The sequence below is a fragment of the Shouchella oshimensis genome (assembly GCF_004375095.1).
GTDB lineage: Bacteria > Bacillota > Bacilli > Bacillales > Bacillaceae_D > Shouchella > Shouchella oshimensis.
The window spans coordinates 375,310-387,951 of sequence record NZ_SNUX01000002.1; the positions used below are offsets into that span (position 1 = coordinate 375,310).

Here is a 12,642-nt window from a genome sequence, read left to right on the forward strand (position 1 = left end):
TTCTTTTTGGACAAAAATAGACTGGATTATTTAGATTTTTTAAAAGTATTCATGGCTATCTTTATCGTTACGGTCCATGTTGCGCTTGCCTATGCTCCAGGTATTTGGTGGTTTTATAAATCATTGCCAGAAGACGACTGGCTACTCGTTTATTACCAAATTATAAACCCTATTGCCATGGCTCTTTTTTTCTTACTTTCTGCTTATTTCTTCCCAGCATCGTTTGATAAAAAAGGGGCAAAAAAATTTATGAAAGGAAAGCTCATTCGAGTTGGTGTGCCGTTTATCGCAGGCGTTTTTCTACTGATTATTCCACTTCATTTTTTTTACCATTTACAATTTAGAGACTGTGGTTATACGACACTATACAGTTACACATGGAATATGTTCTTTGGTATTGGTGGTGATGCTAATGCCTGCCATGATCGCTGGCTCGACATTTGGCCTGATTTAAAAGTCGCTCACTTGTGGTTTTTACAACATTTACTTATTTATGCAAGCATTTATACCCTCATCAGGCTATTGGTTAGAAAAAAAGAGCACAAATTTTTAGGGAGTCCCTCAAATGTAAAGATTGTCGCGTTTATCCTAGTGTTGACTACGATTACGTTTGCCATGAGAACGAAATTTCCATTAGATTATTGGAATGGATTTTTAGGTGCCATTCAAATGGAGTATGCCAATGTTCCAAAGTATGCTCTGTTTGTCATACTTGGCGTGCTGCTCTATCGAACGGACTGGCTCACAACTTTTCCTATAAGAAGAGGGATGATTTGGCTTGGGTTCGGTTTTATACTTTTACTGACAACATTATTTGGCTATGAATACATTCCGTTTTTTCTTGCCAGTGGTGAATTTAGCTTAAATACATTTCTATGGACGCTATGGGATTGTTTCATGACGGTATCGCTAGGTATTGGATTGATTGTTTTATTTAGAGAAGGAAGTCGGTACCTTTATAAAGGGTTCCGTCAATTTTCGCAAAATACATACGGCGTTTATTTATTCCATGTGCCTATTGTTGTGTTTGTTCAATATTTTTTTCGAGATCTTTCTGAGCCGATCTATGTACGCTTTTTAATAGAATGTATAGTTTCCGTATTGATTAGTTTTGCTTTTACACATTTTATTCGTAAAAGTAAAACCGTTCGAAATTTCATTTAATTTTTCACTATAGTTAAGAAAAAGATAAGATTTATTTCACAGAATGATTAGAAGTTGCGACTACAATGAAAAAATAGAAAAGGGAAGCTAAAGGAGGAAGTGTACAGAATGGAACGTGGTTTAAAGAGAATTGGTAAATGGATGGCCACATATAGGTGGGGTGTTGTTGGTGTCTGGATCGTCTTGATTGTATTTGGCGGTTATTACGCTACTCAAGTAGGCGGGTATTTGACTGGAGGGGGCTGGGGTGTTCCTGGATCGGGGTCAAATCAAGCATACGAACTTGTTTCAGAAGAGTTTGAATCTAGGAATGCCACATCGTTAACGTTCGTAATGAGTCACGATACGTATGAAGTTGGTTCTACAGAATTTACAGAAGCATTAGAGCAGGCGTCAGCATCGTTATCAGATGAAGACGAAATAGAAAGTGTTTATACGTGGGTTAATGCGGAAGAGCGTATAAAAGATCAATTTGTTTCTGACCAACGTCATACAAGTATTGGGTTTGTTGAAATGAACGTTGATGAAGGGTTTGCTCAAAAGGTATTACCTGACATTCAAGAGCGTCTAACAGAAGCGATTGATCAAGATGGCTTTCAAGCGACGGTTTTAGGAGCCCCCGCTTTTTGGGGTGAAATGAACCAATTGAGTCAAGAAGGACTTGAGAAAGCACACTTATACGCTTTGCCTATTATTATTATCGTTTTATTATTCGTGTTTCGTTCTGTTGTATCTTCCTTAACACCTTTGCTTTTATCTGGTTTTTCAATCATCGCGTCATTAGGCGTCCTTTACTTTTTCGCTCAGGGAATTGAATTATCCATCTTTGTGTTAGATGCAGCATTAATGTTAGGGATAGGTGTAGGAATTGATTTTGCTCTCATCTTTGTCAAACGTTATCGAGAGCAGTTAGAGAAAACGAGTGGCAACCATCTTGATGCAGTCGCAGAGACGATGGGTACAGCTGGTCACGCTATTTTATTCTCTGCTTTAACGATTATTGGTTCCATGTCTGCCATCTTATTCGTTGATATAGCTGCTGTCCGTTCCATCGCTTTAGGTGTCATCGTTGTTGTGTTCTTTTTAATGCTTACTAGTTTATCATTACTGCCTGCATTTTTAGCAATAGTAGGGCCAAAGATTAATGCACTAAGAGTTCCTTTTATGTCGCTCCGTACAGTTCCAAATCAGCAAGGTACATGGTATAAACTTGCTCATAAAGTAATGAAGCGACCAATTCTTTATTTTGCAGGTTCTGTTTTCTTTCTTCTTTTACTTGCTTGGCCTGCACTTGAACTCGAAGTTTCAACGCCGGATTCACGCATGCTGCCAGAAGATACGCAAGTTCGTAGTGGTATAAGTGATTTGGAAGATGGATTTGGTGTTGGTTATTCCGCTCCTATTCAAGTCGTTGTATCGACAGAAGAGGGAGAATTAACCGATGAAGCATCACTTACGAATCTTCAATCATTACAGGAAGAGTTAGAAGGTATAGCGAATGTTGAAGAAGTGAATTCACTCTTCTCATTTTTCCCAGATATGACCATGGATTCTATAAACGACATTCTAACAGATAACCAAGATCTTCTTTCCACAGGTGAATGGATGATGCTAAATCGAAATCTTGGAGAAGAGAAGAATGTAGTCATCTTTGATGTCATCTCAAATGATTACTCTTCTAGTGAAGCAAACCGAGGGATTGTAAAAGAAATTCGTTCAAATCATTCTTCTCAGGACGGATGGACCGTTCTCGTAGGTGGAGAGACGGCAGAAGGACTAGACACTAGTCAATCGTTAAATGATAGCTTGCTAGGCGTATTAGCCTTTACCTTAGCGCTTCTATTTATTGTACTGGTCATCACGTTTAAAAGCGTACTATTACCGCTTAAAGCGATTATCATGAATATTCTCTCCCTCGGTGCTACGTATGGTGTACTTGTCGCAGTGTTCCAATGGGGATGGGGATCGGAAATATTCGGTTTCGGTGAGTTTGGTTTTATCCAAAGTTTTATTCCGATTTTGTTACTAGGCCTCCTATTCAGTTTAAGTACGGATTATGAAGTGTTCTTGTTGAGTCGTGTACAAGAAGAATATATGAAAGGTGTATCGAATGAGGAAAGCGTGGCGCTAGGGTTAGAAAAGACAGCGCCTATGATATCTGGAGCAGCGTTAATTATGGTAGCTGTTTTTGGATCATTTGCGTTTGCTGGCGTACTCCCTATGCAGCAACTAGGGTTTGGAATGGCTCTTGCCATTGCTCTCGATGCAACGGTCGTGCGACTGTTTTTAGTCCCAGCAACAATGAAGCTTTTAGGTGATTGGAACTGGTGGTTGCCGTTTAAGCGCTCCTCACGGAAAACAAACCTAGAGAAACAACGCTCGATTAGTTAGCATTTCGTTTTTTTAGAGTAAGAGATCGATTATAATGAAAAAGCAGTCAGAGGAAGGAGAGAAAAGATGTCAATACGAGTAAAGCTGATTCTTTCATATGTATTAATGACCATTATTCCCATTGGCCTTTTCATTCTCTTTCTTCATCTTCTTTTTCATCTATTTTTAAATAATATAGAAGAAATGAAAGAATTTTATCAAGTAGATGACCGGACGGTTGAAGCATTCTTTTATGAAGAATTAGCCGCCATTACGGAGTTAAAACAAGTCGCTATTTCGAGCCCAGATGAGCTATTAGATGAGTCGATCGTTTCACGATATGAGAATCTGTTAGGACATCGGCAAATCGCTATCTTCGTTCGAAAAGGGGATACGCTTACAAATGGACAGCAAACAGATACGTCTACTTTTTACTCTTATTTACCGGCGCACCAGTTAAGCGAGTCTGATCCATATGTGAATCATCAAGGTCAAATAGGTGAAGACGGTCAGTATTGGCTCTATACAGGAACCGATTTCCGTTTCGCCGATGGCGACGATGGATCACTCTTCTTTACATTGGATGTTGAACCTGTAAGTGACTTTCTAACCAACATCATTCCGCTTGTTATTACTGGATTTATTGTTGCCTTTATTTTGACAAATGGTGTAATTACGTATGTCATATCAAAGCATCTTATACAGCCGTTAAAAAGATTACACCGTTCTGCAGGAGAGATTGCCAGTGGGAACTTAAATGAACAAACTGGTATTGTGCGAAATGATGAAATTGGTGATTTGGCAGGTGCCTTTGAAGAAATGAGGCTGCAATTAAAGCAATCCGTGGCGCTTCAAGAAAAGTATGACGAAAACCGAAAAGAATTAATTAACAATATCTCGCATGATTTGAAGACACCGATTACCTCAATTAAGGGGCATATTCAGGGAATCATTGATGGTGTTGCAAGGGATCAGAATAAATTGGATAAATATATTCAAATTATCCACACAAAAGCCTCAGAAATGGATCAATTAATTGATGAACTTTTGCTCTTTTCAAAACTGGATTTAAATAGCATTCCATTTCATTTTGAGTGTGTAAATCTTCGACCTTATCTAAGAGATATTATTGAAGCATTTCAATTGGAATACGATGAAGTTGAAATTGAATCAAATGTAAGCATTCATCCAGAAACCCTTGTTTTAGCTGACCGAGCTCAACTTTATAAAGTGTTTGCTAATCTTTTAGCCAATAGCGTTAAATTTATGAATCAAGATGAAAAAAGAATACACGTACATGCAAGTGAAAGAGGGCAAGTTGTATGTATCTCTATTACAGATAATGGTCAAGGCATTGAAGAAAAGGCTTTACCTTACGTGTTTGATCGATTTTTTAGGGCGGAGGCTTCTCGAGGGACAGATCAAGGAGGAAGTGGCATTGGATTAGCCATTGTCAAGCAAATCGTTGAAGCTCATGAAGGAATGGTGGAAATTACAAGTAAGGTTAACGAAGGTACTACCATTCAGTTCACTTTGCCAATAGTCGATGAAAACAAGAGAGGTGAAAAAGATGAAGAGGATTTTAATTGTTGAAGACGAGAAAACGATATCAGAGCTGCAGAAAGACTATCTCGAAATTAATGGTTTTGAAGCAGAAATTAAGCATAATGGCCACGAAGGTCTTGAACGAGCACTTACAAGTGACTTTGATCTAATTGTACTAGATGTTATGCTCCCTGGTTTAGATGGGTTTGCTGTTTGTAAAAAAATTCGAGAAGTGAAAGAAGTACCTATTCTGATGGTGACGGCTCGCGTCGAAGAGATCGATTTAATCCGAGGATTGGGCTTGGGTGCTGATGATTATATCTTTAAACCTTTTAATCCAAATCAGCTAGTGGCAAGAGTAAAATCCCATCTAGCACGCTATGAGCGTCTTGTGTCTTTACATGAACAGCCAACAGAATTGACGACGATTGGACGTTTATGTGTTGATCACACAGCTAGGAGCATTCAATTAGATGGAGTAGAGATTCAACTCAGAGCAAGGGAATTTGAGTTGCTCGCGTTCCTTGCTCTTCATCCAGGTCAGGTCTTTACGAAAGAACATTTATACGAACGAATTTGGGGGATGGATCCTGCGAGTGATCATACAACGGTAACGGTACACATTAAAAAAATTCGCGACAAATTGTCTGTAAACGGAATCGAATTTGATAGCATCGAAACGGTATGGGGTGTAGGTTATCGCTATAAAAAGCAGTCGCTATTGGCATAAAGGGAAACCAGTTTATTGAATTTAGTCATATCTTGTTGAGATGGCGTTAAAATACCATATGTCTCTTTGTGTGCTGGCAAGATTTGTTTGACAAAATTGACAAGTGTTTGAGAGGGACCGATGTCAACGAAGATCCATTTTTGATGTTCTTCTGTTAGTCTGTGTATGGTTTCTTCAAAGAATATGGGCTCTCTAATGGTTCTCCAAAAATCTGGTCGGGTCACGGCTATACCTGGAAATAAAGAGGAGCTCGGAATATAATCTGTGTGACCTTTATGCAATCTCATGGCATTGAATACGGAAAGGAAAGCGTCTTTCAATGGCTCCATGTAGCTTGAATGAAAAGGGTATTCCACAGGTAAAGGGAAACAAGGAATGTTTAAGTTGCTTAATGCTCGAAGAACGGTTTGTCGTTCTGTTATAGGCATAGATAACAGAAAATTTGAATGATAGTGTATACCTGCTAAGTTACAATGTTGGAATACATTGTTGAGAGACGTTTTATAAAAAGTCGAGGGAGGAGCTAAAACAGCAAGCATTGCACCGGGTATACTGCGAGCTTCTATAATGGTTGCTTGTTGATAGAGACTTTCAATAGCTTCTCGAAATGGGAGTATACCTGCTGTTGTAGCTGCTGCAAACTCTCCGAGACTTGTACCAATTACTTTATCTGGCCGCACGCCATGCTGAATGAGAGATTGACTTAACGAAACTTGTACCATGTAGATGGCTAGATGAGTATGGAGCAGACGATTTGTATGAAATGAGTTCTCAGAGCGATAGAGTAAGTCGACAATGGACAGTCCGGCTATATCACTGACGTAGCGATCCAACAGTGTAAATGTATCAGCAAAATAAGGATCATTTAAAAAGAGTGACTTGGCCATTTGTGGATATTGAGAACCTTGACCAGGAAATAAAAAAACAGTTTTATTTTTCATATGTGTACCTCCGATGCGATTAAGAAAAGGTTAGACAGAAGGAGAAGAGAAAATGAACCAACGTTTCAGGAAAGTTAAGAAAGGCATTTTGTATGTTTTAGCTACTTTTGGTTTGGTGTCTATCCTCATGTTTATCGGAGGATTAGTTGCTGATCTCCGAGCTTTTGACGAAACAAGTGGTGGGTATGAGCCACCTTATGAAAATTTCACTGGTGATCCTATCAATTTTGATGAATTAGATCAAACCAATGAAGGCATTGTCGGACGTGGATACTCGGTTGATATTCTCTTAAACTGCACCACGGGAATGATTTCATTTGAGTTTTTTAATCAACGATTTGACTTTCGTGCTGTTTCAGATAGAGCAATTGCCGTTCATAAGCCACAAGAGGCTTGTCTAAAAAGAGGCTTTGAGCCGACATTTTATGAAGAATAACACGCGAGCGTATGATGCAACTCTTTTAGACTTACTATTCTAAATACATCGTTAAATGGTTGTTTTAATGTGCAAATGGCAAGTTGATAGGCCTTATCCAATGTATAGGGAACGAAAAAATAACGTTGGTTTTGAAAGTGACTGGATAAAACAGCATGATTTGGATCGTCAGACTCGATCTGTAATTGATTTAACGGATAACGTAAACCAAACCCTGTAGACTTAAGTAAACTTTCTTTCAATGTCCAGCGTTCATAAAAGTACGCTAATTGCCTTGAAGGCGATAACGTCAACGCTGTAGCTTGTTCTTGATTGTTGTAAATACGGCTTGATAAAGAAGAAAGATCCGTGCGTTGTATTTTTTCAATATCTACACCGATTGGTTGAGAATCTGTACAACAAATGATCCAGTTCCCTGAATGAGATACACTAAAATGAAAGGAAGCATTATGAACGAGAGTAGGCTTTTGATCTTTTAAATAATGAAAGTTAATGTCACGATTTTGAAGCCCGATTTCTTTTATAATGGCCAGCCTTGTTAGCGCATCACCTACTAAAGACCTAATTTTGTCATTTTGATAGCGTAAGCGATTGATAAGCTCTTGACGATGAATCGATACAAATGGAAGTAGTGCATCAAACTCGCTAGTGTCAGTTGGTTCACTTAGATAAAATGCATAACCTTGCACTAAGATCCCTCCATATTGTTGTTAAGACGTGGTATAAATATATTAATTATAAGTAAGAGAGGGTAAAAAGACACCGCAAAAAGATGGCGGTGTTTTTCTTTATGTCCAATTATTGTTGATAGGGCAGTAGTTATCAATATCTGTTCATGTTGTCCTTTACTTTTTAAATGAAAAGAAAATTTGCGTAAATGAGAAATCTTTTATAGACTTATGAGCATATAGTAAAAAAGAGGTGGTTATTTGGATACACTTTCTTTGGAAAGGAGACTTCTAGGAAAATTCGAAACTACGAAACAAGATAGTGAATGGTTTTCAGAAGTGTTTAATCTGAAATCGATTTTAGACACTGCACTTAATCGAGATTTCTTATTTAGCAATTGGATGAACAGTTATCAAAACGCCCTTAACTTTGAAAATGAACACTCAAAGGAATTAGGTGTCATTCTTGATCTAATTGTTCACGTAGCTGACATCCTAGATGATTTTCAAGATGGAGCCAAAGAAATGGACGGTGGAGAGCAATTAAATGAAGCTGTATTTATTCTCGTTTTTTGTATCCATACCATTCAAGAACGTCCTTTACCGTTAAAGGTGAAAGAACAACTTCAACGAACAGTAACGCAAAACATGATGTCAGCATTTGTAGGACAACAGCGTGATCTAACGAATGTGTCCGAAACAACAGAGCAATACCTAACGATGGTTAAAGAAAAAGCAGGGACGTTTTTTAAGTTGGCGACGGACATGCTGCTCACGGTGGCGACAGAACCAGTGGATAAGGCTTTATGGAATGAAGCGAGCACATTATCGACTAATTTGGGGATTTATAATCAAATGTTAAATGATGTGGACGATTTTTTAACTCTTGGAGAAGATATCCGAAATCGTCGTCATTCTTTACCCGTTCTTTTTTCATTAGGAGATCCTAACTTGTTGGTGACCAAATATTATCAAGGTCAACTAACATACGATGATTTAAAAGAAAACGAAGATAGGGTTCATCAGGAAATTCAAAGAAGCGGTGTTTTATCTTATTGTCAGTATTACTTGTTGTATTATGAGAAACAATGCTTACGCATGATAGAAAATAGTATCTTTTTAAAGAATAAATCTCAATTATACCCATTTATAAAGAGGAGGAAATAAAATGGAAACAATTATTCGTTACATTGCTACGAACCCAGAGGTGGCTGAAAAAATGAGTAAAGGTGAGCTAGTATTTACTGACATTGGAGTAGAGGCAAATGAATTGTTGAGAGAGACGTTTACAAATGGAATAGACTTAAAGAAAGTTGTTGTGAATGCTTGGAAATACTAAGCGACTCTTAGCATTTATCTGTATTGCATTTATATTTAGTATCACGATTTATTTCAACTATTTAAATATTAAAACAGTTTATGTAGGGTTGTCTTTATCCGAAGTAAACGGCCATTACGAAGTAACAAATCTTGTTCCGTCGGGCGCCGCTTACTATGCAGGGGTGAAGCTTGGAGATCGAGTACTAGCCGTTGACAACGAGATTGGAAAAATCTCAGAAGTTCTTGCCGATAACGGTCGTTTAGAACAAGTAAATCAAATTGAAATTGAGCGCAATGGTGGCAAGAAGATCATTGCGTTTCAACATTCAAATGAACTAATGGGGCAACTGTTTTCATTTGTTTTGATGCCCATTATATTTTTTATGTTTACGATCGTAAGTTTACTACTCGTTGGTATACGAGCATTTACACATAACCGATTTTTTTATCCAGTTCTATTTCTAGCTATTTTATCGTTAAGTATGGTCTCAGGTATGCTAAGTTCGAAACAATTTATTCTTTCACAATATGTTATTACCATTTCAATGCTCTTTTTGCCCTATTTGTATTTCAAAATTGCGTACATCAAAATTAAAACCCATTCAGATAGTACGACTTTTCGTAGATACAATTGGGTGTACACACTTTTAACAATCGTGCTCGTTGGAATAAATCTTTATTCTGAGGAGAATGAACATGTTGGACTCATTTTTGGTAGTAGTTTTTTATTTCTCATTACATGTCTGATTGGAACGTTCATTCATGGATTATTCTTAAAGAAAACACGCCCTTATATAACGACACTATTCGTCTCGCTTCTTCTTGCTGTGGGGCCTTTTACGTTCTTAACACTTTTACCAGAACTAGTGAATTCAAATTGGTCTCTAGAAGCTGAAGTGGCTATTTTGTTCATTATTATCATTCCGCTCATTGTCGTCTATTTACTAGCAACAGATACTTTTTTTATTAAATACTTTTCGCTATACCGATCCTTTTATTTCTTTTTATTAAGTATTATCCCGTCATTATTAAGTGTTGGTATATTCTTAGTGTTTGTAAACGCTAGAGAATATGAATTTATGCTAGTGCATTTATTTTATGTGTATATCTTACTCGGTTTGTTAACCTTTTTTTCGAAAGATATTCTTGATAGAAAGCTACGTATACGGATTCCTTCTGTCCGTTCGTATTATCATGAAAGTTTAACGAAGTTTAGCGAGCTGCTTAAACAAGAAAAAGAAAAAGACCACATTATGAAAATATTAAAAAATGAAGCAACCGCTGTATTAGGGTTAAAACAGGCTGAAATTCGAACATATAGTAAATTCCATAAGAACGTTTTTGATCCAGTTAAGGGAAAAGTGTCGTGGTTTATTGTAGAAGATGGGAATAAGAAGTACGTCTTACATGGGAATTTAAGAAAGCTGAAATGGCTTAATGCCCATCAGCGAGACTGGCTATTTATCGTCTCTTCTTACATCTCAATGAAATTCGAAAACCTGCGTCAAATGGATGAAGTAATAGAGGAATTAAAGGTATTAGAAGGGAATCAAGAAGAAAACAAATGGGTATCGGCACTTTTCTTTAAGTGGTCTGAAAGAGAACGACTACACTTGGCGTTAGATATTCACGATACCGTACTCCAGGATTTAATCTTACATGCTCGGCAAATTGAGGTGTACAGAAATCAGTTGAAACCGGATCATGAAGAGGCGTTTCAATTGAAGATTCAACAAATAGAAGAGAATGCTAGAGACTTAATTTTAATAACAAGGGAAACGTTGGAAGAGATTCAGCCTTTAGATAGTATGACGAAAACGTTGAAACAACGGTTACAAGAATTTGTTGATATGAAAATAGTCAGGTCTGATTTTCATATTCATTTTTCCTATTTAATAAACGAGGAATTGACTAGTGATTTACAAACGAATATCTTTCGAATTTCCCAAGAATTAATAAACAACGGAATTAAACATTCCAATGGGAGCAAAATAACATTAAATATTGAAAAGCAAGTGGACTATTTATTAATTCAATACAATGATGATGGCATTGGCATGAAAAAACGAATTTCTAAAGAAAATAATCAGAATTTAGGGATGTTCGGTATCCAAAAAAGAGTGCTTGCTTCACAAGGAGAATGTTTATTTCACAACAAAGATGGAATGGGATTAGATGTCCAAATCTACCTACCGCTACACTTAATTGATTCGTGAAAATCGAGCTCGTTCAAGATTGAATTCTCATAAAGGGGTGCTTAAGTGACGAGGTTACTGATTGTAGATGACCATAAATCAGTTGGGTTAGGAACAAAAGAAATGTTGTCATCATTTCCAGCATTTAGCATTCACTTAGCGTGTAAAGAACAAGAGATTCAAGAAGCGCTTAGTGTAGAATTTGATTTAATCTTAATGGACATGCATTTGCCAGGAAAGAATGGGTTAGAATGGATTTCGATTGTGAAAAAACGGTTCCCTAAAACAAAAATAATTATGTTTACTGGTCTAGACGTGGAATCTCATTTTAACATTTGCGTGCAGAATGGTGCAGATGGTCTGATTAGCAAAAGTTGTACAGAAGAACAAATTCGCACGGCTGTAAAAGCAGCCTTACACAACCAAGCAGTCATTCCGATTGAAATTCTGAAAAATGTGGAATTGAAATTAAACGATAGGCAAAGCGTAGAGGATAAGACATTAACGAATCGAGAGTATGATATTTTAGTAGAAATGATGAAAGAAAAAACAAACCTTGAATTGGCAGAGACGTTCTTTTTAAGTCAACGGTCGATTGAAAGAGAATTGACAAGCATTTACAAAAAAGTGGGCGCCTCTACAAGGCGTCAAGCTATGGAGAGGGCTGTTGAATTAAGAATAGTACCTGAGATTTTAGTTCGATCATTAAGTAGACAGAGCGTATGATGCCCATACATGAATGTTGATTGGAGACTGAATGGATATCAGTCTTTTTTTTTGCTTTCCGATTCACTCAAATGCCGCATGCCAATGGTAAGGCTGAAGCTCTTTCAATGGTTTAAATATCAATGCTTGTTCTTGATTGGATACAGCGGCTTTCACCTTATAGCCCCAATAAAATAGCCGTTCTTGACATACACCACAAGGAGATAAAATCGTAAGGGGAGAATGTTCATCTTCTCGCACAAGACAAAGAGAATGGGTCACTGGCCGATTTAGTTTATGAGCTTCTAGTATAGCGCCAGTTTCCATACATAGTTCAGTTGAAGCAACGACAACTCCTGGTGCTACGCTAGTTAAGATTGTTCCATTGTCTAATGCAAGAGCGGCGGCACCTCCCCAGCCAGTAGGATAACGGTCATAAATAAGGGTTGCTGCTGCATCAAAAAGTTGTTCTTCAAGTGCCATCGTTTTGATTTGCCTCCTTCATTTTCTTCCTTTTATGAGCTTAATAATTTTTGAATCAAGTAACTTGTATACCTTAGGGGGGTAT

At 37.4% G+C, this 12,642-nt stretch carries 12 protein-coding genes; 9 read left to right on the forward strand and 3 right to left on the reverse strand.

Translation table 11 applies throughout. The features are described 5' to 3' along the window. Window positions 1-6: 6 nt before the first annotated feature. The 4 genes from E2L03_RS07945 to E2L03_RS07960 all read left to right on the forward strand — a co-directional run bounded on the left by E2L03_RS07945 (window position 7) and on the right by E2L03_RS07960 (window position 5,809). Window positions 7-1,164 (forward strand): acyltransferase family protein, encoded by a 1,158-nt coding sequence (locus E2L03_RS07945; protein WP_134258885.1) that lies wholly within the window; start codon window positions 7-9, stop codon window positions 1,162-1,164. A gap of 108 nt (window positions 1,165-1,272) precedes the next feature. After that, window positions 1,273-3,555 carry an MMPL family transporter gene (locus E2L03_RS07950; protein WP_134258886.1) on the forward strand — a complete coding sequence of 761 codons (2,283 nt, stop codon included), beginning with the start codon at window positions 1,273-1,275 and terminating at the stop codon, window positions 3,553-3,555. 66 nt (window positions 3,556-3,621) lie between these two features. Next, a complete protein-coding gene (locus E2L03_RS07955) occupies window positions 3,622-5,127 on the forward strand; it encodes a sensor histidine kinase (protein ID WP_134258887.1) in 1,506 nt (501 codons plus the stop codon). After that, the gene (locus tag E2L03_RS07960; RefSeq protein ID WP_095149496.1) at window positions 5,105-5,809 is read left to right on the forward strand and encodes a response regulator transcription factor; all 705 of its coding nucleotides are present in this window, start codon (window positions 5,105-5,107) and stop codon (window positions 5,807-5,809) included. The genes E2L03_RS07955 and E2L03_RS07960 overlap by 23 nt, the downstream gene beginning before the upstream one ends. On the opposite strand, the gene E2L03_RS07965 is transcribed toward E2L03_RS07960, so the two are convergent. Then, the gene (locus E2L03_RS07965; RefSeq protein WP_134258888.1) at window positions 5,782-6,750 is read right to left on the reverse strand and encodes an acyltransferase domain-containing protein; all 969 of its coding nucleotides are present in this window, start codon (window positions 6,748-6,750) and stop codon (window positions 5,782-5,784) included. The genes E2L03_RS07960 and E2L03_RS07965 overlap by 28 nt on opposite strands. 52 nt (window positions 6,751-6,802) lie before the next feature. On the opposite strand from E2L03_RS07965, the gene E2L03_RS07970 reads away from it, so the two are divergent. Then, on the forward strand, window positions 6,803-7,186 hold the full coding sequence (locus tag E2L03_RS07970; protein WP_038476512.1) for a hypothetical protein: 384 nt from the start codon (window positions 6,803-6,805) through the stop codon (window positions 7,184-7,186). Here E2L03_RS07970 and E2L03_RS07975 read toward each other — a convergent pair. Then, window positions 7,174-7,875: a 4'-phosphopantetheinyl transferase family protein gene (locus E2L03_RS07975; RefSeq protein WP_166740222.1), complete on the reverse strand. Its 702-nt coding sequence runs from the start codon at window positions 7,873-7,875 to the stop codon at window positions 7,174-7,176. The genes E2L03_RS07970 and E2L03_RS07975 overlap by 13 nt on opposite strands. Before the next feature lie 255 nt (window positions 7,876-8,130). On the opposite strand from E2L03_RS07975, the gene E2L03_RS07980 reads away from it, so the two are divergent. The 4 genes from E2L03_RS07980 to E2L03_RS07990 are packed head-to-tail and all read left to right on the forward strand — an operon-like array spanning window position 8,131 to window position 12,095. Continuing rightward, window positions 8,131-9,021, forward strand: coding sequence for a polyprenyl synthetase family protein (locus E2L03_RS07980; protein WP_166740223.1), 891 nt, complete (start codon window positions 8,131-8,133; stop codon window positions 9,019-9,021). 1 nt (window position 9,022) lies between these two features. Beyond that, window positions 9,023-9,193 (forward strand): hypothetical protein, encoded by a 171-nt coding sequence (locus E2L03_RS20305; protein WP_166740224.1) that lies wholly within the window; start codon window positions 9,023-9,025, stop codon window positions 9,191-9,193. Beyond that, on the forward strand, window positions 9,177-11,390 hold the full coding sequence (locus E2L03_RS07985) for a histidine kinase (protein WP_038476521.1): 2,214 nt from the start codon (window positions 9,177-9,179) through the stop codon (window positions 11,388-11,390). Before E2L03_RS20305 ends, E2L03_RS07985 begins: the two co-directional genes overlap by 17 nt. A 45-nt stretch (window positions 11,391-11,435) precedes the next feature. Next, the gene (locus E2L03_RS07990; RefSeq protein WP_095149502.1) at window positions 11,436-12,095 is read left to right on the forward strand and encodes a response regulator transcription factor; all 660 of its coding nucleotides are present in this window, start codon (window positions 11,436-11,438) and stop codon (window positions 12,093-12,095) included. A gap of 63 nt (window positions 12,096-12,158) precedes the next feature. Here the strand turns inward: E2L03_RS07990 and E2L03_RS07995 are convergent, their stop codons facing one another. After that, window positions 12,159-12,557 carry a cytidine deaminase gene (locus E2L03_RS07995; RefSeq protein ID WP_124741251.1) on the reverse strand — a complete coding sequence of 133 codons (399 nt, stop codon included), beginning with the start codon at window positions 12,555-12,557 and terminating at the stop codon, window positions 12,159-12,161. Window positions 12,558-12,642: the final 85 nt, after the last annotated feature.